18 protein-coding genes are annotated in these 26,755 nt (G+C 42.7%); 7 read left to right on the top strand and 11 right to left on the bottom strand.

The window, feature by feature from the left end; all coding sequences use genetic code 11:
- Positions 1–350: 350 nt before the first annotated feature.
- The 9 genes from N5O98_RS24925 to mutA form a co-directional block, all read right to left on the bottom strand.
- Positions 351–2,525, bottom strand: a complete 2,175-nt coding sequence (locus N5O98_RS24925; RefSeq protein ID WP_022199129.1) for a DNA topoisomerase 3 — start codon at positions 2,523–2,525, stop codon at positions 351–353.
- Positions 2,526–2,781: 256 nt separating this feature from the next.
- Positions 2,782–4,341 carry an endonuclease/exonuclease/phosphatase family protein gene (locus tag N5O98_RS24920; protein WP_118161565.1) on the bottom strand — a complete coding sequence of 520 codons (1,560 nt, stop codon included), beginning with the start codon at positions 4,339–4,341 and terminating at the stop codon, positions 2,782–2,784.
- Positions 4,342–4,365: 24 nt separating this feature from the next.
- A complete protein-coding gene (locus tag N5O98_RS24915) occupies positions 4,366–6,123 on the bottom strand; it encodes a RagB/SusD family nutrient uptake outer membrane protein (RefSeq protein WP_022199127.1) in 1,758 nt (585 codons plus the stop codon).
- Between the two features lie 19 nt (positions 6,124–6,142).
- The gene (locus tag N5O98_RS24910) at positions 6,143–9,664 is read right to left on the bottom strand and encodes a SusC/RagA family TonB-linked outer membrane protein (protein ID WP_022199126.1); all 3,522 of its coding nucleotides are present in this window, start codon (positions 9,662–9,664) and stop codon (positions 6,143–6,145) included.
- Positions 9,665–9,843: 179 nt separating this feature from the next.
- Entirely contained in the window at positions 9,844–10,989 is a 1,146-nt protein-coding gene (locus N5O98_RS24905) for a hypothetical protein (RefSeq protein ID WP_022199125.1), read from the bottom strand.
- A 32-nt stretch (positions 10,990–11,021) separates the two neighbouring features.
- On the bottom strand, positions 11,022–12,005 hold the full coding sequence (locus N5O98_RS24900) for a FecR family protein (protein WP_004299446.1): 984 nt from the start codon (positions 12,003–12,005) through the stop codon (positions 11,022–11,024).
- Between the two features lie 119 nt (positions 12,006–12,124).
- Positions 12,125–12,745 (bottom strand): RNA polymerase sigma-70 factor, encoded by a 621-nt coding sequence (locus N5O98_RS24895; RefSeq protein WP_004312400.1) that lies wholly within the window; start codon positions 12,743–12,745, stop codon positions 12,125–12,127.
- Positions 12,746–12,972: 227 nt separating this feature from the next.
- The gene (scpA, locus tag N5O98_RS24890; RefSeq protein ID WP_004299440.1) at positions 12,973–15,120 is read right to left on the bottom strand and encodes a methylmalonyl-CoA mutase; all 2,148 of its coding nucleotides are present in this window, start codon (positions 15,118–15,120) and stop codon (positions 12,973–12,975) included.
- A gap of 1 nt (position 15,121) precedes the next feature.
- A complete protein-coding gene (gene mutA / locus N5O98_RS24885) occupies positions 15,122–17,023 on the bottom strand; it encodes a methylmalonyl-CoA mutase small subunit (RefSeq protein WP_022199124.1) in 1,902 nt (633 codons plus the stop codon).
- A gap of 269 nt (positions 17,024–17,292) precedes the next feature.
- On the opposite strand from mutA, the gene N5O98_RS24880 reads away from it, so the two are divergent.
- Entirely contained in the window at positions 17,293–18,957 is a 1,665-nt protein-coding gene (locus N5O98_RS24880) for a putative transporter (protein ID WP_004312398.1), read from the top strand.
- Positions 18,958–19,047: 90 nt separating this feature from the next.
- On the opposite strand, the gene N5O98_RS24875 is transcribed toward N5O98_RS24880, so the two are convergent.
- Positions 19,048–19,680: a cytidylate kinase-like family protein gene (locus tag N5O98_RS24875; RefSeq protein ID WP_004299434.1), complete on the bottom strand. Its 633-nt coding sequence runs from the start codon at positions 19,678–19,680 to the stop codon at positions 19,048–19,050.
- A 52-nt stretch (positions 19,681–19,732) separates the two neighbouring features.
- On the bottom strand, positions 19,733–22,489 hold the full coding sequence (locus N5O98_RS24870) for an outer membrane beta-barrel protein (RefSeq protein ID WP_022199123.1): 2,757 nt from the start codon (positions 22,487–22,489) through the stop codon (positions 19,733–19,735).
- 136 nt (positions 22,490–22,625) lie between these two features.
- On the opposite strand from N5O98_RS24870, the gene cobU reads away from it, so the two are divergent.
- The 6 genes from cobU to N5O98_RS24840 all read left to right on the top strand — a co-directional run.
- Complete coding sequence (gene cobU, locus N5O98_RS24865) at positions 22,626–23,135, top strand: bifunctional adenosylcobinamide kinase/adenosylcobinamide-phosphate guanylyltransferase (protein WP_004312396.1); 510 nt, start codon at positions 22,626–22,628, stop codon at positions 23,133–23,135.
- A 2-nt stretch (positions 23,136–23,137) separates the two neighbouring features.
- Positions 23,138–24,175 (top strand): nicotinate-nucleotide--dimethylbenzimidazole phosphoribosyltransferase, encoded by a 1,038-nt coding sequence (cobT, locus tag N5O98_RS24860; RefSeq protein ID WP_004312395.1) that lies wholly within the window; start codon positions 23,138–23,140, stop codon positions 24,173–24,175.
- Position 24,176: 1 nt separating this feature from the next.
- Complete coding sequence (locus N5O98_RS24855) at positions 24,177–24,923, top strand: adenosylcobinamide-GDP ribazoletransferase (protein WP_004321880.1); 747 nt, start codon at positions 24,177–24,179, stop codon at positions 24,921–24,923.
- An 8-nt stretch (positions 24,924–24,931) separates the two neighbouring features.
- Positions 24,932–25,468, top strand: a complete 537-nt coding sequence (cobC, locus tag N5O98_RS24850; RefSeq protein WP_022199122.1) for an alpha-ribazole phosphatase — start codon at positions 24,932–24,934, stop codon at positions 25,466–25,468.
- Between the two features lie 197 nt (positions 25,469–25,665).
- A complete protein-coding gene (locus N5O98_RS24845; RefSeq protein ID WP_004308251.1) occupies positions 25,666–26,046 on the top strand; it encodes a hypothetical protein in 381 nt (126 codons plus the stop codon).
- Between the two features lie 35 nt (positions 26,047–26,081).
- Positions 26,082–26,755, top strand: a 674-nt coding sequence (locus N5O98_RS24840; protein ID WP_269496135.1) for a DDE-type integrase/transposase/recombinase, incomplete at its 3' end; no start/stop codon positions are given.

Here is a 26,755-nt window from a genome sequence, read left to right as displayed (position 1 = left end):
ACTAAAGAATGAGAAAACAACAAAAGGAAGCATGAATCTGAAAAGACTAAAAGCGGGATGGGATGAAAAATATTTGTCACAACTTTTACAGGAAAATAATTTTTAATGCGTCTGCCCTGTGAAAGGATGAAAATCACTAAAGATACAAAATAAATCAGTAAAAAGCAATAGTAAGATAGGAAATTTGCCTGGAATGCAAACGCACTTAATTTATCTCAGTACAGCATAATAAAGAGACCGCATTCATATCATGCAGATTAAATCTAACCTGCTAATTGCAGCACCTCCATCTCTCACTCTCTTCGTGATATGACGGACTTTTTACTTCCAATTATCTTATCCCTTTTCTATTAGAAATTTTTCCGGAAAGTACATCCATTTCTCCATTCCGAACATCCGTAAGCGGTTTTTCCTTTAATAATAATTCCCTTACCACAAAGCGGACATGGCTGACCTACAAACGTATCTACATCACCTGTAGCAGAAGGAATTGAAGCAGGAGTAGTAACCGGAGCCGGAGAAGGTGCCGAATTAGAACTCACTTCACTTGCCGCTTTTTCTGTTTTTGGTTTCTTTTCTTTCGGTGTACTTGGTTTTCGTTCACGCTTTTTAGGCTCTTTCTTTGCTTTCTCTTCGGCTTTTGCAGCTACTGCATCCTGAATAGTAATGCGTCGGTTTGTATTATCAGAAAGTACACTCATCACTATTTCCGAAACCATCTGTTTCAGTTCTTCGAGAAACTGGCGGGCATCGTATGTCTTCTTTTCAATTTCGCGAAGCTTCTTTTCCCAAATACCTGTCAGTTCCGCCGATTTCAATAATTCTTCGTGAATGAGCTGCACCAACTCCACTCCTGTCGGGGTGGCAATCAGGTTCTTTCTCTCCTTACGGATATAATTTCGTTTGAACAGTGTTTCAATGATGGCAGCACGGGTAGACGGCCGGCCGATACCATTCTCCTTCAAGGCATCACGAAGTTCATCATTATCCACCAGTTTTCCGGCTGTTTCCATTGCACGGAGCAGTGTTGCTTCGGTATAAGGTCTGGGCGGCTGTGTCCATTTCTCGTTCAAGTCGGGAATGTGAGGACCACTTTCACCCTTCACAAAGGTAGGGAGTACATTTTCATCCTCTTCCTCTTTTTCTTCAGTAGGATCTTTTACGTCCTTTGCAAACACGACACGCCATCCCGGTTCCAGGATTTGTTTTCCGGTTACCCGGAATTCTATCTTATCCACTTCGCCCATGACGGTAGTAGTAGAAATCTTACAGTCCGGATAGAATACGGCTATAAAACGACGGGCTATCAAGTCATAGACACGACGTTCCATATCCGTCAGGTTTTGAGCATAGACTCCGGTGGGGATAATGGCGTGGTGATCCGTCACCTTCGAGTTGTCAAATACCTTTTTCGATTTAGGAAGTGTAGTGCCGGCTAACGGAGCCGTCAAGACTTCGTAATCACGGAGTCCTTTCAGGATAGCGGGACATTTCGGGTAAATATCATCACTCAAGAAAGTAGTATCAACACGCGGATAGGTAGCTACCTTCTTCTCATAAAGAGACTGAATCAGTTTCAGCGTTTCATCAGCCGAATAAGCGAATTTCTTATTACATTCTACCTGAAGAGAAGTCAAGTCGAACAAACGTGGGGCAAACTCTCTCCCATCTTTCTTGCCAACACTAGTGACTACAAACGGAAGATCCTTTATGCGTTCTACCAATGCCTCGCCTTCTTCCCGGTTAGCAATAGGGTCGATACCCGGATTATCTATTTTCTTTTTTCCACCGTTCTTTTCTTCTTCCGCAGCAATTTCTTCATCACTTTTGCGGATAAGTGCGGAAAAAGTGGTATCCCGATAGTTGGTTTTCAGTTCCCAGTATTGCTTGGGTTCGAAATTAGCTATTTCCAACTGACGGTTGACAATCAGTGCCAGAGTCGGTGTCTGTACACGACCGATAGAGAGTACCTGTTTATTTTGACCGTATTTAATGGTGTAAAGACGGGTGGCGTTCATCCCTAATAGCCAGTCACCCATCGCACGAGAAAGTCCGGCTTCATAGAGTGACTGAAAATCTGTCTGATCTTTCAGCTTCGCAAACCCTTCCCGGATAGCTTCTTCTGTCAATGAAGAAATCCACAGACGTTTCACCGGACAGCGTGCACCTGCTTTCTGCATCACCCAACGCTGAATCAATTCTCCCTCTTGCCCGGCATCACCGCAGTTGATGATTTCATCTGCGTTCTGCATCAGTCCCTCGATAATGTGGAATTGTTTTTCGTAGGTAGGATTCTCTATCAACTTGATGCCGAAACGTGGAGGAATCATTGGCAGGCTACCTAAATTCCATGATTTCCAGTTAGGCGTGTATTCATGCGGCTCTTTCAGGGTACAAAGATGCCCGAATGTCCAGGTCACCTGGTATCCGTTTCCTTCTATATATCCTTCTTTTCTGGTATGAGCGCCGAGTACTTCGGCTATATCGCGTGCTACTGATGGCTTTTCGGCTATGCAAACTATCATTTTTTCTCTTCTTGTTTTTACACTAACAGCTTACAAAGTTACACGATTATTTCTCATTGACCGCATGAAGAGAGAAAAAAGTCCATAAAGGCATAGATCGGAGAAAGAATGATAACTTCAACTGAATAGTTTTCAAGATGTACCGCTTTCTCCTTTTTTATACCACTCCATTTGATGTTTGATAAGCTATATAATGAAGCTGCACAGTTCTACACACGATATGTGCATAGCTCTGTGCAGCCTCTCTATAACGTTTCTATTTTAAACCGGAGAAATCACAAAAAAGAGGATAATGTGTAGAAGCAACGGTCACATCTACTCCCGACAGACTTTCTATCACATCAACCTGTGTCACATTTACGTTGTGACTCTTCAAAGACACGATAAAGTCAAGGCGACGTTTCTTACCACTGACTTCGGTAGACTTATCGGCACTAAGAAGATTCCAGTTACTCTTCACCATTTGGAAAAATTCGCTTTCCAAGTCGCCCTCATTGAAGTATCCTAACAAGAATGCAGGTTTATTATAGGCAGACAGTTTCGTTTCTAACGTTTGAAGGGCCTCTATACGCTTTGCCATATCCGTATCGAAGTTGGTACTGGCTACTACAAACTTTTCATATTCCACTACCATGGCTGCACGCATCTCGCTCTTTCCCGCCATTTGGTATCTGTCTACACTTACAGGTTCTTCTTTTGTCAGTATACCAACACCGAATTCACCGCCTTTATAATCAATGGCTTTAGCAAAGTAATCATACATATTTGCTTTCTGTGCCAGTACGTTCAACTGGTCGATACCTTCCGAACGTTCCGTCTCCTTATCCAGTCCCTGCAAGCAGACAATATCCGCATTCATTTTGGCGATAATACGTCCTGTCCGGTCGTAATCAATCACGCCATCTGTACCTTTACAATAGGTCAGGAAATAGTTACCTATGCGCAGGTCACCTTCTGCCTTCGGATATTCTTCAAGTCCGGTCGGCTTCTTAAAATCACAATAAAGTGGATAATGGTCGGAAGTTATTGCTACGTTGACACCATCCAGGTTGTATATTACATTCGATTTTACCACAGTGGTAGGTGGAGTTTTCAAAGTAACGACAAAATCAATCCGTTTGGTAGCCTGTCCGGTAGGAAAAGTGTTTTCTGTAGAACTGACAACCTCCCATTCTTTCTTCAGTTCCGTAAAGAATGTGCCATTCATCAAGTCCTCGTTAAAGTCACCAGCCATATAAACCACTTTATTATATGTTTTGGCAAGGTCTGTGAGCTGTTTTGCAGATTCAACTCTATTATTCTCTTCCAAAGCCAAGTGGGTGGAGATAACTACATAGTTCTCAAATTCGGCTATGGCAGCAGAACGGAGTTCGGCACCGGGAAGGGGATAAGTCTTCGTGCTGATCGGCGTCCCTTTGAACAAAAGGCCATTACCGTATTCACCACCCTGGTAAGCGATTGACTTACTAAAATAGTAATTCATGCCTGTTTTATCCGCCAAGGTTTTCAGTTGGTCGACTTTATTACTGCGGGTAGTCATGTAGTCCACTTCCTGCAGGCAAACGACATCGGGTTCCATTCCGTTGATAACAGCGGCTGTCCTGTCATAATTAATCACGTCATCGTTACCGGCACAATGCCTTATATTAAAGGTCAACACTCTAAGGTTCCCCTCCCCTTTCGGATAAGTATAGGAAACTTCCTGTTTACCGTAAGGTATCATATTATCGAATTTAGAGTTGTCCATGTCGTCGGCACAGGACAAGTTGGCAAACACGGTTGCCAAAAGACATATATAAGAAATCATATTTTTCATAAGAATTTATATTTCTGAATCTAATTAATTAAAGTTCAATCCGTCATTCCAACCGGGATTCTGTGTTATCACACCATTGGACAAAGTACGTTCGCTGATAGGAACAGGGTACAAATAATCTCTGTCTTCATTCCATTTCTTGGTAATCAGACTATGACAGATGATATAACCACTTTCGCCATTCGACAAGCGAATCTGCTCGCCGATCTCTAAATATAAAGGTACATTTCCGGCAGGTTTTGTTCCTACGTAGAAACAGACATCATCCGTACCGTCTTTATCTAAATCGTAAGTTCCGGGCCCGGGAACATAGATTCCCAGCAGATCGTTCTCAAATAGTTTACCTTCTTTCCAACGCATGATGTCGTAATAACGGAAACCCTCCATTGCCAGTTCGATGGTTCGTTCGCGACGGATTTCAAGGATTACTCCCTGATTGGCTCCTTTCACATTCGGATAACCTGTGGCGGCACTCATCAAATACGGGTCGGGTTTTGAATTTGCCAGTTCCATATCCAGATTAGTCATTCCTACCCTGTCTCTAAGTAATTTAATAGATTTATTGATGTCGGCTTGCTTCAAAGTGCCTAGTTCGGCTTTTGCTTCTGCAAAATTCAGATACACCTCTGCCGTGCGGAACAGGGGAATATCGTTGCACGATTTATTATATTCATCGTAGTTAGCCGTCATCGAATATTTTATCAGGTGATATCCGGTCATAGTATAAGCCAGGTTCGGGGCTTCTTTCTTTGTACTTCCGATTCTCGTATATCCAGGGGTACGAATGGTTTGTGCCAGTCGTGGATCCCGATTCTGACATTCCTGATCGAATGTCATCGTTTCATAACCGGCTTTATCCGTGAAACGGCTTCCGTCCGCCATCAGATAAGAATTCACAATCTTCTTGTTCATTCCCGGACGTCCCATTGTGGTGGAGTTCTCATAATTCTGCACATTATGAAGCACAGAAAGAGAAGCTTCATAGTCACGCCCGAAAATCACTTCATCCGCTTGTAGATTTATGGAAGCGAATAAATCCCTGTAAGGTGTGCTGCCCGATTTATAGAGTGTATATCCGCTTTCGTTCATAAAGGTTTCAGAAGCCGAGACACAAGCATTCAGGTATTTTTCACAATCCTCCAGTCCATGATATTTGCGGAAAGTACCCTCAAACAGGCAGACACGGGATTTCAGTGCCAATGCCGTCCACCGGGTCAGTACATACGCATTCTTCGTTTTCGGAAGATTGGCTATCGCAAAATCCAGGTCCTCCAGCATTTTCTGCATGACAAATTCACGTGAGTCCCGGGCTTTATACAATTCGGGATCATCCGAGTCGAGTGCTTTGTCATACCAGGGAATATCGCCATATCTCTTCACCTTCTCAAAGTAGAAATAAGCTCTGAAAAAACGGGCAACACCATCGTAACGGTTACGGGCATTCACTTCCGTGCAGTTATGGGAATACTGCAGATAGAAATTAATATCGCGAAGTGCCGTAAAATTCCAACCGTTTCCTTCATCGGGTATGATGCGCTGTCCGGACATTTCGAGCATCAAGTCGGACTTGACAATCAAATCGGACGACTCGGAATAAATATCGACAGCGGACGGAACCAGATTGTTATAAAACTGATTCGTAAATAATCGCAACTCATCTTCAGTCTTGAAATATACATCCGGATACAGGCGGTCTTTGGGTGTCTTATCCAACCAATCGTCGCAAGACACGAAAGATATCGCCAACGCGAACAACCAAGATACTATATAAACAGGTTTCATAATTCAAATATTAGTTAGTTTAAAAAGTTACGTTCACTCCAAAAGAATAGGTCTTTGACCAGGGATACAACTTTGCGTTACCATTTGCCGATTGGATGGAATTTTCTGCCGATGCTTGTTCCGGATCAATGTAGTCGCTCTTTAGCGGAGAGAAGGTAAACAGATTCTCACCACTGAAATAGATATGCAGGCGTTCTATCTTTACCTTCTTCGTCCATACGGCGGGAATCGTATAGCCTACTGTGATATTCTTCACTCTGCAATAAGCCAGATTCTGCAAATAACGGTCGTTCACCACTCCCAAAGAACGGTTATTGCCGAGGGCAAGATACCCTATCGGACGTGGGAAATAAGCATCGGGATTTTCCGGGCTCCATACCTGGCTCAAGAAATCGCGTGGAATGAACGATGAATACGGACGAGCGTATGGTCCCCAAAAGAATACAGAATTAGTACCCGGATACCAGTCTTGATGTCCTACTCCCTGAAGATAGATGGAGAAGTCGAATCCATACCAGTCGAAACCACCTTGAATACTGTATGTATAGCGCGGCAATGAGTTTCCGATTATTTTGCGGTCGCCCGGATCATCTGCCGTGTTCGAGCCGGAAGATATTGTATGGTCGCCGTCCAAATCAACAAATTTCATATCACCGGCGTGAAGTCCCGGATTCACCTGCGCTGTATTGATAACGAAGTTGACTGCTGTTTGGTCGACGTTATAGTTTGCCGCTTCTTCGTCTGTCCTGAAAAGTCCGTCTACTACATATCCCCAGATATCTCCCAATTTCTGACCTACATAATAATCACTCAATATCTTGGAAGGATTATCGAATTTGGTTATTTCCGATGTATTATCTGCCAAGCCTACGGACAGGTTATAACGGAAAGGTTTGTTTGCCAGTTTGAAAGCATCATTCCAAGTCAGCATCAATTCCCAGCCTTTGGTACGCAAGTTGGCTGCATTTTGCTTGGGCTCGTTGGCTCCATAAGCACCGGGAAGCTTTTTGCCGGAAGTTTGCATACCTTTAGTATCACGAACATAGGCATCGGCAGTCAGGTTCAGGCGGTTGTTCAGGAATCCGAGATCCAGTCCTACGTTCCAAGTCGAAACGGTTTCCCAGGTCAGGTCGGCGGAATTCGGGTCGGAGACACTTGCATAAGAGCCTTTCTTCTGATCGCCAAAGATATAATTCATTGTACCGTTGGTATTAATGGTTTGGATATAATCGTAATATCCTACCTGCTGATTTCCTAACGAACCGTATGAGAGACGCAATTTCACATTATCAATATTCTTCTTTAAATTCCCGAAAAACGGTTCTTCACTGATTCTCCATCCTACGGAAGCCGAGGGGAAGAAACCGAAACGGTGTCCGCTTCTGAAACGTGAACTTCCGTCATAACGTCCGCTTGTCTCAAATAGGTAACGACCTCCTTTATAGGAGTAATTAAGACGATAAAATGCTCCCAAAAGCGCATATTCATTCTGTCCGCCGGACATAGTCATCGCATCTCCGACTGCCAGATTTAAGTCATTCAAGTCATCGGAGAGCAAACCCTGGCGGGAGACTTTGATATCTTTCAGACGCTTGGTTTCATAATTGTAACCTGCCATGATTTTTATCTGATGGTCGGCAATATCCAGCATATAATCACCATAAACATTGAAAGCCTGATACCAATGATTGGTCTGTGTTTCCTTCAACTGATTCACACCGCTTCCGGTAGTCAGATAGGATATCTCACCCGGATATTTGGAATATGGTACATTTACTGTTCTGTTCATGGTCTGATAGTTATAGTGCAGGTAGCTGTAGTTTGCACGGACATTCAGGTTCTTCATTACATTGAAACTTGCTTCGAAAGTCGTGGAAAACTCATATCGCTGGTCTTCATTCTTATGTTTTCCATAAGCAAGGATAGCTCCCATGCCATCCAAAACAGCAGAATTGCTCAACGAAGTCAGATACACCGCACTGCCATCCGGATTAATGGGTACAAAGCTCGCCAGTGCATGATTCACCGCAGTATTGAAGTTGTTATTAATACCCGATAATCCCGGATAAGAGTAACTATTATAATGGTACTTCGTGTTATTGCTGATTGTCAGTCGTGGAGTGATCTTTGCCGAGATTTTACTTCTGAAATTATACACCTTGTATTTATCAGGATTCTGTCTGAAGATACCCGTTTGGTCAACTGTATTTCCTGATAAATAATAGTTCAACTTTTCATTTCCCCCACTGACACTGATATTGTGCTCCCACATCGGTCTGTTTTTACGATAAAGATAATTATACCAGTCGAAGTTACCGTAATAGACGTATGTATCTCTTCCGTCACGTTGGTCGGTAACTACCCAGGGACGTTCGGGATTCTCCGTTTTATCATTCCGGCGCAACCAAAGCTGGCGGTAGTCTTCTTCCGTATAGTTGGTATAAGGCTTTCCGTTATAATTGGTATAAAACAAGTCGTTGATGCCTGCCGAATAATATCCCCTGGTTTCAAAATCAGTAGAAGTCGTCTGATTGCTCCATGAATATCTTCCATCATACGAAACGGTAGTCTTGCGGGCGGAGCCTTCCTTGGTAGTCACGAGGATAACACCATAAGAAGCACGAGCCCCGTAAATAGCGGCCGAAGATGCATCTTTTAATACGGAAATGGAAGCGATGTCATTCGGATTCAAGCGGTCGATATCCCCTTCTATTCCGTCAATCAGCACTAATGGCGATGCATTGCCACTGATAGAATTCACACCACGGATATTGATAGTTGCCGAAGCTCCCGGATACCCAGACCCAAAAGTTACATTCATATTGGGCACAGTCCCTTGCAACATCTGTGAGGCTCTCGGCACGGGTCTGTCTTCCATCGCTTTACTGTCTACTACTGCAACAGCTCCCGTCAGGTTTATTTTCTTTTGAGTACCGTAGCCTACCACCACCACTTCTTCCAGCGTAGCCGTATCCTCCCGGAGTATTACTCTCGAAGATTTCTGCAAGTCGGAGACTTTAATTTCTTTCTTCTCAAATCCAATATAGGACACAACGACTAGGGCATTGGCCGGAACCGAAGATAATGTAAATTCACCATCCAAATTCGTGATCGTTCCCATAGACTGTCCCATCACCTGTACACTGGCACCGATTACCGGGTCACCGTTCACATCGACCACTTTCCCCTTAACCCGATGTAAAGGCTGCGATGGGACGGCAGTAGTATTACGTTCTGTTTTCTTTGTGATGATAATCATCCGGTTTTGTAGTTTATACTCTACATCCTTATCCAAAACAGTAGCAAGCACATTATTAACAGTTGCCTGCTGAAAGGAAGCCGTTATCTTCTTGTTTTCATTAACCTCGTCCGTTTTATAGATAATGGAGTACTTCGTCTGCCGCTCAACTTCTTTCAATACCGCCTTCAGCGGCTCATTTTTAAAGACCTTTGTAACTGTCTGCGCCCGTAGTGACTGGACGCCCAAACACAACAGAATCAGGAGAAACAGTCTAAAAAATGAGTTTCTTCGGTCATTCATAATTTTATCAATTAAGTTGTTACAATTTAAAGTGATTTATATTTAAGGATATATATATTCGATTGTAGTATTTCTCTGAATCGCTTCTATAAGATAAAACAACTCATCATTCATCTGCCCAACCCCTATAAAAGCAAAAAAGCAGATTATTTCTGCTTTTTTGTATCGACTGGCTTTATTTATTCAGACCACTGGAATATCGGATAACCGTTCGTTCCTTTTTTCCAAAGATTCGGATTCCAGGCTACGATGATATTCCCCAGTTCTTCCGCTGACTTCGCCACTCCGTGAAAAGTTGTTCCCGTGGCTGATGATTCGTCTGATGCGGTAATCGTTTTTTCATTCACTTTGAGTACAATACTTTCGCAGGCGTAACAATTCTCATAACTGCCTAATGAAGCAGAGACCCCAACAATGCGTCCTACGGTTGACGAAGCATCCACTCCGGTCAAGTTACTCCATGCTGCGCTGTTCTTGATAGCAATGTCACAACTTTTGTCGATTTGTCCCAAAATACCGCCTACGCCTCCTTTAGTTGCACTGACTGCTCCGTATGCATAGCAGTTCTCAATAAATCCGCCGACACCTACTTTCCGTCCGGCAATACCGCCTGCTTTTCCGCCACTTGCCGCCTGATCGCTGACCGTTGCATTTGAATAACAGTTCTTTATATAACTTTCTTGCCCATCATAGCTATTTGCCAATACACCGGCTATTCCACCTGCCGCACCAGAACCGATTACTTCGCCGGTCGTATAGCAGTTCACAATTCTTCCTGTCTTATTTCCGTTACCTTTATCTTTAAGTCCGAGATAACCGGTAATAATTCCAATCCCCTGCCGAGCAGATGATACAGAAGCATTCACAAAGCCCACATTACGACAATCACCGCACAATACTCCGAAGAAACTTGGATAATCACCGGCAGAACATTTGAAGTTCTTAATGACATGGCTGTCTCCGTCAAAATCTATTTCATAAGGAAAATCACCGGAACCATTCAACGACTGCCAGTCATCAATGCCTGCCATATCAATATCAGCACCTAACTGGAAATAAACTTTCATTCCCGATTTCAACACACTACGCATATTTCTGATCTGCGTAGCATTCATTATCATATAAGGTTTGCTGTCCGTTCCGTTTCCTTTCTCGAACAAACCGCCGGCACCGTCTCCGTCACCATCACTATTTCCGTCATCCGTTTCCGTTTTTTCGAACGGAACACGAGTGTATGAGTCCAAAGGATTAGGGTCAGAACACGAGATTGCAACAGATGCCATCATCAACAGCATCCCAAATCTGCCTATTTGAGTAATATTCATACTTGATTTCTTTACAATTAAACATTGAGTTCTTATCTTATATATATATCCTTTTCCTTATATTCTACTTTGATAGGTATGATTTCTTTCAGTGCATCCATTACATCTACGATTGTCTCTTTATTACGCAACGAAACACGGAACTTCATATCGCCCAATTTCTCCGACTCTAACTGAATATGCACATCGTACTGACGTGAAAGCTTCTTCACCATCTCTCCTAACGTAATGTCATCATATTCAATCCTGTCTTCCGCCCACGCCATTGCCTGACGTGCATTTACTTTCTTTCCTTTCAACTGTCTTGTTACCAAATCCAAAGAAATAGATTCTCCCGGAGACATCCGTATCTGATCTTCTTTATAATTCAACTCTACTGCTCCTTCCAGCAAGGTGGTTGTTATATACGAATCGTCTGAATAGGCAGATACATTAAATTTCGTACCTTTTACCACCACATCATATTCATGCGTCTTTACTGTAAATTGCTTTCCATTCTGTTTAGTCACCTCAAAATACCCCTCTCCTTCCAGCTCCACCACCCGGTCGGCTGTATTAAAATGATTCGAATATCTTAATACGGAACCTGCATTCAGCCATACAACTGTACCATCCGAAAGCTGTATCTTACTCTTATCCCCCAACGGAGCTTCGCAAACAAAAAAAGTCTTTGGCGTAAACAAGTAAATAGCCTGTTGAATACCCAACGTAGTACCGACAATCAATGCTATAACGGCAGCGATACGGGCTATCTTCCATATACCAGGTTTCGACTTTTTCAATAACGGGACAATCGCTTCCTGCGTATACATCTTATGCTTCAAAGCTTCCCATTCGGCATCTGTCTCCGAATCGGTATTCCGGTGATTCATCCATTCTCTCTCCCATTGACGGAACCTGCCATAGCCACCTTCCACCTGTTCGATATATTCGAACAGATTCTTTTCGTCAGCTCTTGATATGCGTCCTTCAAAATACTGAATAGCCAATTCACGGATATTTTCTTCTTGCTTCATTATATTCACTTTCTATAAGATGTAACAACCCATATTTCTTTTACCCAACCTCTGAAACAAAAAAAGCAGAAAAAAACTTTCCTGCTTCTTATTCTTTATATAATCGAAGAGTGCATTGATTATTTCTGCTCCATCATCAGCCATGCCAATATCACTATATACAGATCCACCGGATAGCGTTCGCTGAAATGCCGGGAGAAATATTGCAAAGCCCTTGCTATATGCTTTTCGACTGCTGTGGTAGATATTTGTAGTTTTTCTGCGATTTCTCTGTTCTTCAATCCCCTGAAACGGCTTAACAAAAAAATCTCACGCGACCTGTCCGGCAACTGATTAAGCACAAGGGCAATCTGCTCCTGCAATTCCTTGTATAATAATTTATGTTCTGCATCCTGCATAAAGTCTGCATAGTAGAGTCTTTCTTCCCCATCCACCTTTGCCAGGTACTCCACCCGGTACTTTTCAACAATCGAGCGATGCTTCAGATAATTTAGACATCCATTGCGGACCATAGAAAAAAGAAGAGAAGTAAGTGAGAAGGCAGATAACATTTCGCGACGTTCCCAAAATCGTAAGAAACACTCTTGAATAATATCACGAACCGTTTCTTCATCTTCTATAAAACGAATAGCATACCCTCGCAAACGAGGATAATAACTCTTGAACAGAAACTCAAAAGCTGCATTATTGCCTCTTTTCAGCTCTCCCAATAATTGTTTATCATCCATGAAATCTACCATAGTTTAGAAATTTATGCGCAAAGGTACGGGTCAACAGTTAACAAAGTGATGACAATATTATGAATATTTTTTCAATAAATCAAATTTGAGGTACTTTTTTATAAAACGCCAAAAAGGAAGTTTTCAATAATAGGATACAAAAAAAGGGTCAGTAACTGACCCTTTTTTCTATTAATTCATGGTTTCCCACTTATTGCATATACAATCTGTCAATAAGAAAGTTTTCCTTATTCTTCATCCATTAGGATTTCCAGAATCTGACAAGCAGCTTTCGCTACCGGAGTACCCGGACCGAAGATAGCAGCTACACCTGCCTTATACAAGAAATCGTAATCTTGTGCAGGAATAACACCACCGGCAATCACTACAATGTCTTCGCGACCCAGTTTCTTCAGTTCTTCAATAATTTGCGGAACCAATGTCTTATGTCCGGCAGCCAGTGAAGAAACACCTACTACATGAACGTCGTTTTCAACAGCCTCGCGAGCAGCTTCCGCCGGAGTCTGGAACAACGGTCCCATATCCACATCGAAGCCACAGTCAGCATAACCGGTTGCTACGACTTTAGCACCACGGTCGTGACCGTCCTGTCCCATCTTTGCAACCATGATACGAGGTTGACGCCCCTCTTTCTTCGCGAACTTCTCGGCCAGTTCACAAGCACGTTTGAAGTCGCTATCGTTTTTACTTTCTGATGAATACACGCCTGATATCGTTCTAATTATTGCTTTATAACGTCCTACTATCTGTTCGCAAGCATAAGAAATTTCACCCAATGTTGCGCGAACACGAGCTGCTTCCACAGCCAATTCCAACAAGTTACCCTTGCCAGTCTTCACACATTCGGTAATTGCTGCCAATGCTTTGTCCACTTCAGCCTGATTACGTCCATCTTTCAAACGTTTCAGGTTTTCAATCTGTTCAAGACGAACGGCTGTATTATCAATTTCAAGAATATCAATCGGAGCTTCTTTTTCCAGACGATACTTGTTCACACCGACAATTGTCTGCTGACCACTGTCGATACGAGCCTGTGTACGTGCAGCAGCTTCTTCGATACGCATCTTTGGAATACCTGTTTCGATAGCTTTCGCCATACCACCCAGTTTTTCAATTTCCTGAATATGCTCCCAAGCCTTGTGTGCCAGTTCGTTCGTCAGAGATTCTACATAGTAAGAACCACCCCATGGGTCAACGTTCTTGCAGATGTAAGTTTCTTCCTGAATGTAAATCTGTGTATTACGTGCAATACGTGCAGAAAAATCTGTTGGAAGAGCAATAGCCTCATCCAATGCATTGGTATGCAAAGATTGAGTATGCCCCAAAGCTGCAGCCATAGCCTCAATACAGGTACGTCCTACGTTATTGAACGGATCCTGTTCGGTCAGTGACCAGCCGGAAGTCTGCGAGTGAGTACGCAACGCCAGTGATTTCGGGTTCTTCGGATTGAATTGTTTCACAATCTTTGCCCACAACATACGTGCAGCACGCATCTTGGCTATTTCCATAAAGTGATTGGTTCCAATCGCCCAGAAGAAAGACAGACGCGGTGCAAATGCATCAATATCAATGCCTGCTGCCGTTCCTGCACGAAGATATTCCAAACCATCGGCCAATGTATAAGCTAACTCGATATCCGCGGTTGCGCCTGCTTCCTGCATGTGATAACCGGAGATAGAGATAGAGTTGAACTTAGGCATCTTCTGCGAAGTGTATTCGAAAATATCAGAAATAATCTTCATAGAGAATGCAGGCGGATAAATATAAGTATTACGCACCATGAATTCTTTCAGAATATCATTCTGGATAGTACCGGCCATTTCTTCGAGTTTAGCACCTTGTTCCAGACCGGCATTGATATAGAATGCCATAATCGGAAGTACAGCTCCATTCATTGTCATAGACACAGACATCTTGTTCAATGGGATACCATCGAACAGCACTTTCATATTTTCCAATGAACAGATAGATACACCGGCTTTACCTACGTCACCCACTACACGTTCGTGATCGGGGTCATAACCGCGGTGAGTAGCTAAGTCGAATGCCACTGACAAACCTTTCTGACCGGCAGCCAAATTACGGCGATAAAATGCATTTGATTCTTCGGCGGTAGAAAATCCGGCATACTGGCGGATGGTCCAGGGACGAAGAGTGTACATTACTGAATACGGACCGCGCAGATAAGGAGGAAGTCCGGCAGCATAGCCAAGGTGTTCCATTCCTTCGAGGTCTTCTTTTGTATAAACAGGCTTCACTTCAATGTGTTCCGGTGTTTTCCAGTCAGCGGAGATACCGTTAGCCTTTTGCCATTCAGCACCATTAGTCGGCTGAAATGCGGCATATATATCGATGTTTTTAAAATCTTTTCTCATCTTACTTCAATAGTTTAGCGTTAAACTCTTTCAAGGTATCCAATACATTGACACGAACATGGATGAAGTTTTCGATACCTGCAGCTTTCAGGTCGTCCATACAAGCCGGAGCACCGGCAACGATAAACATAGCACGACCATTCAGTGCTTTGAAAGCAGGAATTGCATATTCAGCATATTCATCATCGCTGGAACAGATAACAACAATATCAGCTTTTGCAGCCATAGCTGCCTCTACTCCTGCTTCTACTGTCTCAAATCCCAGATTATCAATTACTTCATAACCGGCACAAGCCAGGAAGTTACAAGAATATTGAGCACGTGCCTGACGCATTGCCAAATTTCCGATGGTTAACATGAACGCTTTCGGACGTTTGCCTGATGCTTCTGTTTCGAGACGCAATGCTTCAAACTGACTGGCAGCACGATCGAACACCAGAGTATCCACCTCTTTTTCGCAAGTATGAGAGTCACCTCCGCAACAACACTTACCTTCAACAGGTTGCTTATTGCCAGCCTTTTCATTGAAGTTCGGGAATTGGTTGGTACCCAACAGCACTTCACGACGCTGTGCAACTGCTTTATGACGAGCTTTGTTGCTCTCATTCACAGCAGCCTGAACAGTTCCTGCTTTCAATGCCGCATAGAAGCCACCTGTTTCTTCTACAGCAAGGAAGAGTTCCCAAGCCTGTTTTGCAATAGCCACAGTCAGATTCTCGATATAATAAGAACCGGCAGCAGGGTCGATCACTTTATCAAAATGAGATTCTTCTTTCAGCAGCAGTTGTTGGTTACGAGCCAGGCGTTCTGAGAACTCGTCCGGAGTCTCATAAGTCTTATCAAACGGAGTTACCGTCATAGAGTCTACGCCTCCTAATGCAGCACTCATGGCTTCAGTCTGTGTACGAAGCAGATTTACATGTGCATCAAACAAAGTAAGATTGAAAGTAGAAGTTTCGGCATGAACCGCCATTTTTGCTGCGCAACGACATTCTCCGTTAGGACCTTTATTCTCGCAATCACGCACACATTCAGGATTGTAAGAAGCTACAATATTTGCCCAAAGCAAACGTGCCGCACGGAATTTCGCTATTTCAAGGAAATAATTGGAACTGATACCAAAATTAAATTTGATTTTCTTAGCTACTATGGCAGCAGGAATACCGGCATCAGTCAATTGACCCATATATTCATTTCCCCAAGCCAGAGCATAACCCAGTTCCTGAGAAATATAAGCGCCTGCATTATTCAATGATAAAGCGTTTACATTCAGCACACGATAGAAAGGAAGCGGCTGAATGGCTTCAATCAAAGATTTGGCTGTTTGTACCATATCACCTTTCTCCTTGCCACGAGTCAGCATCTTGTTGAAGAAATCATAGTTGATAGAACCTTTCAGTTTCTTCACATCATAATCTTTCTTCTGGAAATAAGCTACCAGCAGATTAGCCAACTCAACCACATGCCCCTGACAGGTTGAGAAATTCAGTTCAACACACTCTGCCTGAATATCACTTAACAGTGTTTCAATATATTCCGCATTAAGTTCTTTTGCTTTCACATGGAAAGAAAGTGAGTCAACACCCTTATTTAGGATATCCAGTGCTTTCGCATTGGCTTCTTTCGGACATTCTACTCTAATTTCCTGACGAACCAACCATGCATTGTTGTCTTTTTTAGTTCCTCTTAAATAAGGGAACTCTCCAGGAAGTGCATCAGTAGTTTTTAAATCCTCCAGATCTTCCATCCGGTAAAAAGGTTTCACTTTAAACCCTTCGTTTGTTTTCCAAACGAGCTTCTTCTCAAAATCAGCACCTTTTAAATCGGCTGTAACCTTCTCCATCCATTGTTCGGTGGAGGCAGGAGAAAAGTCTGAGAAGAGTTTTTCTTTTTTGTCTGCCATAGTTTATTTAAAATTAAAACAAGATTAATATTGTCTTTATTTTTATCTATCTCTTTCTAAATGTCAGTCGTTCGACCTGCAAATATAACCAATAAGTTAAAACGAATCTCTTTTTTAGGGAAAATTCGCACAGGACGCCCCGATTCGTCAAGTGCATACAATCTGCATAGAAATTCTTCATTTTTAGTTCTTCTTTTATTTGATTAGCTCCAATGTTATGAGTAATTTTGCACTCGTTTTTAGAAAAACATTATAAAAACTGCTATATTATGGATTGGTTACAAAGTTTATTATGGGACCCCAGCTCCGTAGCTCACATCGTGCTCCTCTACGCATTTGTAGTGGCTGCCGGCGTGTATCTTGGTAAGATAAAGATATTCGGAGTTTCTTTGGGCGTCACATTTGTTTTGTTTGCCGGCATCCTAATGGGACATTTCGGCTTCACAGCCGATACACACATCCTACATTTCATCCGTGAATTCGGATTGATCTTGTTCGTATTCTGTATCGGTCTTCAGGTGGGGCCATCTTTCTTCTCCTCTTTCAAAAAAGGAGGAATGACATTAAACCTGTTGGCTGTAGGCATCGTAGTGTTAAATATTGCTGTCGCACTGGGGCTTTATTACCTCTGGAACGGCCGGGTAGAACTGCCGATGATGGTAGGTATCCTTTACGGAGCAGTGACAAATACTCCGGGACTTGGTGCTGCCAATGAGGCTCTGAATCAGTTGCATTATACCGGTCCGCAGATTGCTCTCGGTTATGCATGTGCTTATCCCCTCGGTGTGGTAGGTATCATTGGTTCTATCATTGCCATCCGTTACATCTTCCGTGTCAATATGGCGAAAGAAGAAGAAAGCCTGAAAATCCAAAGTGGAGATTCACACCACAAACCTCACATGATGAGCCTGGAAGTTCGCAATGAATCAATTAGTGGAAAAACGCTGATTGAAATCAAGAATTTCCTGGGCCGTAAGTTCGTTTGCTCCCGAATTCGCCATGATGGTCATGTAAGTATTCCCGACCATGAAACAGTGTTTAATATAGGCGACCAGTTATTTATCGTCTGCTCGGAAGAAGACGCTCCTGCAATTGTAGTATTTATCGGAAAAGAAGTGGAGCTCGACTGGGAAAAACAAGACCTCCCAATGGTTTCCCGTCGTATTCTGGTTACCAAACCGGAAATCAATGGTAAAACATTAGGTTCTATGCACTTCCGTAGTATGTATGGGGTCAATGTCACTCGTATCAACCGTTCCGGTATGGACCTGTTTGCCGATCCGAATCTGATACTTCAGGTAGGTGACCGCGTTATGGTGGTAGGACAGCAAGATGCAGTGGAACGTGTTGCCGGTGTACTGGGTAATCAGTTAAAACGCTTGGATACACCGAACATTGTTACGATCTTCGTTGGTATCTTCTTAGGTATCCTTCTGGGTAGTCTTCCGATTGCATTCCCAGGTATGCCGACTCCTTTAAAATTAGGTTTGGCAGGCGGACCGCTGGTAGTGGCAATTCTTATCGGCCGTTTCGGTCATAAGCTGCATTTAGTGACTTATACAACCATGAGTGCCAACCTGATGCTTCGTGAAATCGGTATCGTTCTCTTCCTTGCCAGTGTCGGTATAGATGCCGGTGCCAATTTCGTGCAAACGGTAGTCGAGGGAGACGGATTACTATACGTAGGTTCCGGTTTCCTTATCACCGTTATCCCGCTATTTATCATCGGCACCATCGCAAGATTATATTATAAGGTAAACTACTTCACCCTGATGGGATTGATAGCCGGTAGTAATACCGACCCACCGGCATTGGCTTATGCCAATCAAACAACCTCCGGAGATGCTCCGGCAGTGGGATACTCTACAGTTTATCCGTTATCAATGTTCCTCCGTATTCTGACGGGACAGATGATATTATTAGCAATGATGTAAATCAAGTTTAGCATATAAACAATAAAGCCGGCTATATCCAAATGGAATACGCCGGCTTTATTTATTTTTTCAATCTGCTTTTCTATCCTGTCATACAAGCTGCAGTTTCTTTACTACAAATTCTTCAATGAACCGCACTGTCTCTTCAATTCCCAAAGAAGAAGAATCGATGCACAAATGATAAGTAGCTGCTGCTCCCCACGTTTTATAGCTATAATAATTATAGTATTCCGAACGTCTCTTATCCGCTTTTTCGATCATTTCTTCTGCAGCTTCCGCATCAATATGATGCATGCCACACAACCGCGCTATGCGATCTTCTTTAGAGGCTGAAATAAAAACATTAGCACAACGAGGATGCTCTCGCAGAATATAATCTGCGCAACGTCCTACAAAGACACAAGATCTTTCTGCTGCCAGATGACGGATCACATCACTCTGTACTTTGAACAAAGCATCATTGCTCAAGCAGTTGTTACATGGCATAGCTCCCTCACTGATAAAAGGGAAACGCATACCGAACAGTCCGCCAATAATACCCTGCGAGGCTTTTTCATCAGCCTTTTCAAAAAACTCCTTACACAATCCACTTTCCTCCGAAGCCAGATTAATCAGTTCCTTGTCGTAGAAGTTGATTCCCAAACGGGCTGCCAACTTCTCTCCTATTTCTTTTCCGCCGCTACCTAACTGACGGCCGATATTGATAACATAATTACCGCTCATAGTACATTTTGTTTTATGGTTCTGTAGCAAACATACGACTTTTTTCTAAAAATCACATCATCAAACGAAAGTTATATTTGAAAGTGACTATGAAATATCCTTTTATTTCCTGGTTACGGAACTCATAAAAACCATCAGAAGAAGTCGTACGGCCGAAACTTTTCCTCTTCCCGAGAATATCCGCCCAATAAGCAGACAGTTCCGCTTCTTTCTTTTTCAAGAACCGCCAGCTGGCACTTGCATTCCACAACATCTGGTCATCTTCGCCTTTACGGATATTCGTACCATTACGGAAAGAATAAGCCCCGTCAGTCCGTAATTGCAAGCCAAAAGGAAGATCAACGTACCCCTCAAGACGAAAACTATAATTACGCGTATAGGTATCGTTATCATTGATAGAATTAAGCGAATACTGATAATTCCAGGAAGTAGAGAAATCAATACCTCCCCAGGTGGGCTGATAAGATACATTCGCGTCACACCCCAATCCGGTATCACGTGTCGTACTTTTCTTCGGTTCGAGGCTCTTGTCTTCATTAATCATACTGACACGATTGCTATGATTACCGTTCATATCCAACCGCAAGGAAAAATGTCCCAGACGCTTCCACCAGTTGGCACTTCCATATACATTCCAGTTTCCGTTAATATTAATAGGAGATGTCTCACGTCCGCCGGTTTTTGCATCATATAGCACTACCTGCGTCACACTGTTCTGTTCCATCTGCCCGCCGATATTCGCAGATATACCTTTTTTTGAATGTTGAAAGCTCACACGGACACTATGAGAAAACATCTGTTTCAAATCCGGATTTCCCCGGGTGATATACAACGGATTACTGTTATCCGTCAGCGGCATTAAATCTGATAAGGAGGGTTGCCGGGTTCTACCGCTATAATTGAAAGTGATCCGGGCCTCTTTCTTTTTCCAATTCACCCATATCATAGGCTGAAAGTCGATAGTATGCATGGTAGTGTCCGCATAGAGCTTTCCCATTTTCCGTTCAATGGCACGTTTTTGCGGAGTCATCCCTAATGAGGCATTAAACATCCAGGTATCATCAGAGTAATTAAGCCCCACATCCAGATTATGGCCATTCGTACGACTATGACTCCGATTACTCAAACTATCCACATACCCTGCTTCATAGTCGGGAGGTAGTTCACCAAAGACTTCCGACTTCGTCAGAGAAGATAATTCATACGTATCACGATTATCACGCTCATAGTTAGTATCCCAGTTATATGCTACCCGGAAATGCATCTTCTTACCAATAGGCTGGGCAAAGGTAATCCCGACTCTCCATGAATTATTTTTTTGAGGCGACTTCAAATACTGGTTACGAAAAAGCACCGAATCATTTCCCAATTTATCTTCAAGACGGAAATAAGTAGTTTTAGAAAGCGAAAAACTTTCATTATCTCCCCACGAATCCGAGTTCAGGATATTCAATGCCAGCGTTGTACCTTTTTCATTCAGACGTCTCATAATACTCATCATCCAGCTATAACGGTTCGACTGATTCTCCGAACGCGACCGGTTCTCACTACGATTCACTTTTATATCCCGGGGAATAGATTCAAAGTCATCAAACAAGCTCTCATGATTTATGCCGGGAGGAGCATCAAAGGATGCATTCTGGCTACTGTTTTCATTCCTATTAGGAGAGATTCCTAAATTACCGGTAAAATGTATACGTGTACGTTTATCTACTTCCCAGCTTCCTATGAAGTTAGAACTAATCGACCGCCCCTTAGAGTTACTTTCGTTAGTAGACGCAGAGTATTGATTACCTGCCGGTAAATACTGTTCCTGATAAATGGAAGAAAGATTTCCGTTCCGGTTCAGATTATAGTTCACACTTCCGGTCAGGGAGAATTTCTTACCGAATTTATGAGTCATATTCATTCCTACCGAATTGTTGATATTATCCTTGTACGTACTATTCTGGTATCTGTTGGTAGACTGTGCGATAAAAGAAAGATTATCTCCGTCTTTACTAAAATAATTCACTTGCCCCTCGAAATCCTTCTTCTGGTTATTCCCGTATCCTACCGTTGCATTTGTCAGCCAGGTTTTATTCAATTCATCCTTAGTCTGCAAGTCGAGTACATATTTCTTTTCTCCTGAACTAATTCCGGTGAACTCCTCTTCTTTCGATTTCTTATCATATACTTTCAACTTACTAATCAAGTCTGCCGGAAGATTTTCGAGTGCCGTCTTTTTATCTCCGGAGAAAAAAGCTTCGCCATTTACATTGATTTCACTGATGGGCTGTCCGTTGTATGTCAACGAATTATCTTTCTTATTATATACCAATCCGGGAACACGCTTCACTAAATCTTCCAGATAAGCTCCTTCACGAGTTTTAAAAGCGGCAGCATTGATAACCGTAGTATCTCCCTCCATCACTACTTCCTGCAATTTTCCCGTTATCGTCACTTCACTAATCTGAATATCATCATCTTTCAATACCACTGTACCGATATTCACCGATACAGAGTCTTCCAGTGCCCGGTATACAGATTGCATTCCCATAAAAGAGACCTTCAACAGGTATTTCTTTTTCTTCTGCGGTTGATAATTAAGAATGAAACGCCCATTCTTATCACTTGTTATTCCCTTGATAAAGGCAGAATCGCTTTTCGCCAAAATAACAATGCTGGCAGATGGTAATGCCCGCTTCTCATTACTGCCGGCTTCCACTGTCTGCACTCTTCCTCGCACAGTTCTCACTTGTTGAGCATACAGAGCAGTATGTCCCCAAAGTAGCAGCAAAAGCAATCCCACTAACTTACAAGCGTTCATATCCAATAGTAGTTAAGTCTGATATTTATGTTGATCTAAAACAAATCGGGACAAAGTTAATAACTTTTACGTAAAACGGTTAATCCCGGAGTTATTTTTTATACCTTTGTCCATCCATTATTCAATCAGCAACTTAATGAAAAGGATTATACTAATCACAGGAGGACAACGATCCGGTAAAAGTTCGTTCGCGGAAAATAAAGCGCATGAACTTACTACGTCACCGGTTTACTTGGCCACTGCCAGGATATGGGACGAAGAATTCAGAAAAAGGGTAGAACGCCATCAAAAGAACCGCGGTCCTGAATGGATAAATATAGAAGAAGAAAAAGAATTGAGCCGTCACAATGTAGCGGGCAGAGTCGTAGTGATAGATTGTGTAACTCTTTGGTGCACTAACTTCTTTATGGAGTTTGATTCTAACGTTGCCTCCTCATTGGAAGCCGTCAAAAAAGAATTCGACAAATTTACCCAGCAGGATGCCACTTTCATATTTGTAACTAATGAGATTGGTTGGGGGGGAGTTTCCGAGAACAAACTGCAACGTAAATTCACAGACTTGCAAGGTTGGACCAATCAATACATCGCATCGCATGCCGACGATGTATATCTCATGGCAAGTGGTATTCCCGTAAAAATAAAATAAACATGAAAACATTTCATATTCAAAAGCCGGATGAAGCTATCAAAGAAGCTCTGATTGACAAAATCAATAATCTGACCAAGCCTAAAGGATCGCTTGGAAGACTGGAAAAAATTGCTTTGCAAATCGGACTGATCCAACAATCCCTTTCTCCACGATTAACTCATCCTCAAAATATAATCTTTGCCGCGGATCATGGCATCGTAGAAGAAAAAGTCAGCCCATCTCCTAAAGAAGTAACCTGGCAACAAATCAGCAACTTTCTTCATGGGGGAGCAGGGATCAATTTCCTGTGCCGACAGCACGGTTTCACTCTTAAAATTGTAGACGCAGGAGTCGATTATGATTTACCTTATGAAAAAGGTATCATTAACATGAAAGTCGGAAGAGGAACACGCAATTTCCTTCATGAAGCAGCCATGACACCTGAAGAGATGGAACTTTGCCTGGAGCATGGTGCCCAATGTGTAGACACTTCTCACCAGGAAGGCTGCAATATCATTAGCTTCGGTGAAATGGGAATCGGAAATACTTCGTCCTCTTCTCTATGGATGACTTGCTTCACCGGAATCCCATTAGATCAATGTGTAGGTGCAGGAAGCGGACTCAATCACCAGGGAATAAACCACAAATACGAAGTTCTGAAAAGATCTCTCGAACAATATCCGGGAGAGCATTCCGCAGAAGAAATCCTCTGCCGTTTCGGAGGTTACGAAATGGTAATGGCCGTAGGAGCAATGCTCAAAGCTGCAGAACTGGGAATGGTTATTTTAATTGATGGATTTATAATGACCAATTGTATTCTTGCCGCTTCACGCCTTTATCCGGAAGTGATGAGCTACGCCATATTCGGTCATCAGGGAGACGAGAGCGGACATAAGCTATTATTGGATTATCTCGGAGCACGTCCCCTACTCAATCTCGGATTAAGACTTGGAGAAGGAAGCGGTTCCGTTTGTGCCTATCCCATTGTGGATTCCGCTGTGAAAATGCTGAATGAAATGGATTCATTTGCTCATGCTTCCATCACTAAATATTTCTAAAATGAACCAGATACTTGCCGCCCTCATATTCTTTACACGATTGCCTTTCTGGAAAATAAAAGAAGTTCCGCAGGAGTGTTTCAAACACGTTGTCAATTATTGGAGTTTCAGTGGCTGGCTGACCGGGGGAATGATGGCATTGATTTTCTGGGGAGCCAGTACTATTCTACCTCACGGAGTAGCCGTAATCCTGGCACTGACTTCACGTTTACTTATCACAGGAGCATTGCATGAGGATGGATTGGCCGATTTCTTCGATGGATTCGGAGGTGGGACGAACAGAGAAAGCACATTACGCATCATGAAAGATTCCCATATCGGAAGCTATGGAGTTTTGGGATTAATCATCTATTATTTATTTGCTTACAATCTACTGGTCGCACTTCCCTTAGCAGTTACTCCTTTCTTATTACTAAGCGGAGATACCTGGAGTAAATTCATTTCTTCCAATATCATCAATTACCTGCCCTATGCACGGAAAGAAGAAGATAGCAAATCCGGAACAGTATATACAAGAATGAGTTTTGGAGAGATCGTAATGTCTGCGATGGGTGGAATACTACCTCTCCTATTACTTCCTCCAAGCTACTGGCCCGTATGTATATTTCCCATTCTGGTATTCTTCTTTATCTGCCGGATGATGAAACGACGTCTGAACGGATATACCGGAGATTGTTGCGGTGCATTATTTCTCTTAAGCGAAATGAGTTTCTGGCTGGGAGCAGTGATGTCTATCTATATAAAATAAGTAAACCTATGAATATTTATCTAATCAGACATACCTCTGTCGACGTTCCTAAAGGTCTTTGTTACGGTCAGTCAGACGACGTTCCTTTACGTCCTACATTTGAGATAGAAGCAGCCGTAACCAAAGCTAAAATCGAATCCATTCACTTTGATATGGCTTACACCAGTCCTCTATCCAGATGCACCCGTCTGGCACAGTATTGCGGATTCGGAGATACCATCCGTGACCCAAGAATACTGGAACTTAATTTCGGAGATTGGGAAATGCAGTATTTTAATAAAATCAAAGACCCGAATCTCCAATGCTGGTATGACGACTACATGAATGTAAAAGCAACCAATGGAGAATCGTTTGCCGACCAATATAGACGAGTAGCCGCATTTTTAGACGAAATCAAACAAAAGGAGGCTGAAAATATAGTAGTATTTGCTCATGGCGGCGTATTGATTTGCGCACAGATTTATGCAAAGTTGATTCACCAGGAAGAAGCATTTCAGGCAGTACCTGCCTACGGAGGAGTTTTTCTATATCAAGAGTGCCCGTAAACAAACAGGTGTAGATATCTCTAATAAGTTTGCGATGTCTTTACCCTCACACCCTGTTTAATAATTACTTACTGGAGAATTTTCGGTTGACGGCAGTTCCACTTTATTTCATTACTTGGGACAAAGTGTTTCGCACCGAGAAACGAAATGTTTGTAGTGTACTGAATAAGTTGACACTTCTTAAATTCGAAATTCACATGGAAGAATTAAAAAAGAAGTACACTCCTTACACAGAATCTGAACGAATGTCGTATATTCGTGAGTATTTATCGACTTCCGAAACGAAGTATCAGTTTGCCAAGCGTACGGGTATTTGCCGTCGTTTGCTGATTCTTTGGCTTGATAAGTATCATATAAATGATAAAGTTATGAGTACAGAACAACCCTCTTTAAGAAAAGCCTCTGATGAGTCTCTCAATGAACTGGAGAAAGAACTCGCTGCATTGCGTGCCGAAAACCGCAAACTTCAGCGTGCCCTTCAGGAGGAAAGTCTTCGTCATGAAGCTTGTGAGGAATTGATTAATCTTGCGGAGTCAACCTATCACATCAAGGTTCGAAAAAACTCCGATGCCAAGTAATCGACACCTTGTCACAGGGGAACTGTGCCCGTCATATGCGCGGCAGTCTGCAGTTCCTCTGTGATTACTTCGGCATAACCAGACAAGGTTATTATAAGCATGTCAACAGAAAAAAGGAAATAGACATCCTCACATCAAGCATTGTGTTGTATTGTAATGAGTTACGTAAACTTATGCCCAAGGCTGGTATGCGTGAACTCTATGCATGCTGCCTTCGCAAGTTTGGTGTCAGGATGGTCATTGGACGTGATCAATGCTATAATATTTTTCGTGCCAATGGCCTTTGTCAACGTGTCAGACGTGTGAGGCCAAAGACAACAAATTCCAATCATAATTATTACATTTATCCAGACCTGCTGAATGTCACGCCTAAATTTGTAGCTGACACATTCGGTTCAATGGTTGTAGCGGACATAACCTATGTTGCCACGTGCCAGGGATGGGCTTACCTGTCCCTTCTTACCGATGCGGGCAGTCGGGCCATAGTCGGATATGCCCTGTGCAAAACACTCGAAGCGGAAGGTCCTTTAAAGGCACTGAGGATGGCTATGGACTTTTACAACAGATACAATGTTGATTTGAATAATCTGATACACCATTCTGACCGGGGAGTGCAATACTGCTCAAACCTGTATGTAGGTATGCTCAAGAAACATCATATTAATATCAGTATGACTCAGTGTGGGGATCCGCTACATAATGCTCTGGC

It is taken from the genome of Bacteroides sp. LFL-34 (assembly GCF_027257075.1).
Taxonomy (GTDB): domain Bacteria; phylum Bacteroidota; class Bacteroidia; order Bacteroidales; family Bacteroidaceae; genus Bacteroides; species Bacteroides ovatus.
This window is presented reverse-complemented; position numbering and strand designations above follow the sequence as displayed.

Coding starts and splice junctions, on each gene's coding strand:
- N5O98_RS24925 (WP_022199129.1), bottom strand. CDS start 2,525: ATGATAGTTTGCATAGCCGAAAAGCCATCAGTAGCACGCGATATAGCC.
- N5O98_RS24920 (WP_118161565.1), bottom strand. CDS start 4,341: ATGAAAAATATGATTTCTTATATATGTCTTTTGGCAACCGTGTTTGCC.
- N5O98_RS24915 (WP_022199127.1), bottom strand. CDS start 6,123: ATGAAACCTGTTTATATAGTATCTTGGTTGTTCGCGTTGGCGATATCT.
- N5O98_RS24910 (WP_022199126.1), bottom strand. CDS start 9,664: ATGAATGACCGAAGAAACTCATTTTTTAGACTGTTTCTCCTGATTCTG.
- N5O98_RS24905 (WP_022199125.1), bottom strand. CDS start 10,989: ATGAATATTACTCAAATAGGCAGATTTGGGATGCTGTTGATGATGGCA.
- N5O98_RS24900 (WP_004299446.1), bottom strand. CDS start 12,005: ATGAAGCAAGAAGAAAATATCCGTGAATTGGCTATTCAGTATTTTGAA.
- N5O98_RS24895 (WP_004312400.1), bottom strand. CDS start 12,745: ATGGTAGATTTCATGGATGATAAACAATTATTGGGAGAGCTGAAAAGA.
- scpA (WP_004299440.1), bottom strand. CDS start 15,120: ATGAGAAAAGATTTTAAAAACATCGATATATATGCCGCATTTCAGCCG.
- mutA (WP_022199124.1), bottom strand. CDS start 17,023: ATGGCAGACAAAAAAGAAAAACTCTTCTCAGACTTTTCTCCTGCCTCC.
- N5O98_RS24880 (WP_004312398.1), top strand. CDS start 17,293: ATGGATTGGTTACAAAGTTTATTATGGGACCCCAGCTCCGTAGCTCAC.
- N5O98_RS24875 (WP_004299434.1), bottom strand. CDS start 19,680: ATGAGCGGTAATTATGTTATCAATATCGGCCGTCAGTTAGGTAGCGGC.
- N5O98_RS24870 (WP_022199123.1), bottom strand. CDS start 22,489: ATGAACGCTTGTAAGTTAGTGGGATTGCTTTTGCTGCTACTTTGGGGA.
- cobU (WP_004312396.1), top strand. CDS start 22,626: ATGAAAAGGATTATACTAATCACAGGAGGACAACGATCCGGTAAAAGT.
- cobT (WP_004312395.1), top strand. CDS start 23,138: ATGAAAACATTTCATATTCAAAAGCCGGATGAAGCTATCAAAGAAGCT.
- N5O98_RS24855 (WP_004321880.1), top strand. CDS start 24,177: ATGAACCAGATACTTGCCGCCCTCATATTCTTTACACGATTGCCTTTC.
- cobC (WP_022199122.1), top strand. CDS start 24,932: ATGAATATTTATCTAATCAGACATACCTCTGTCGACGTTCCTAAAGGT.
- N5O98_RS24845 (WP_004308251.1), top strand. CDS start 25,666: ATGGAAGAATTAAAAAAGAAGTACACTCCTTACACAGAATCTGAACGA.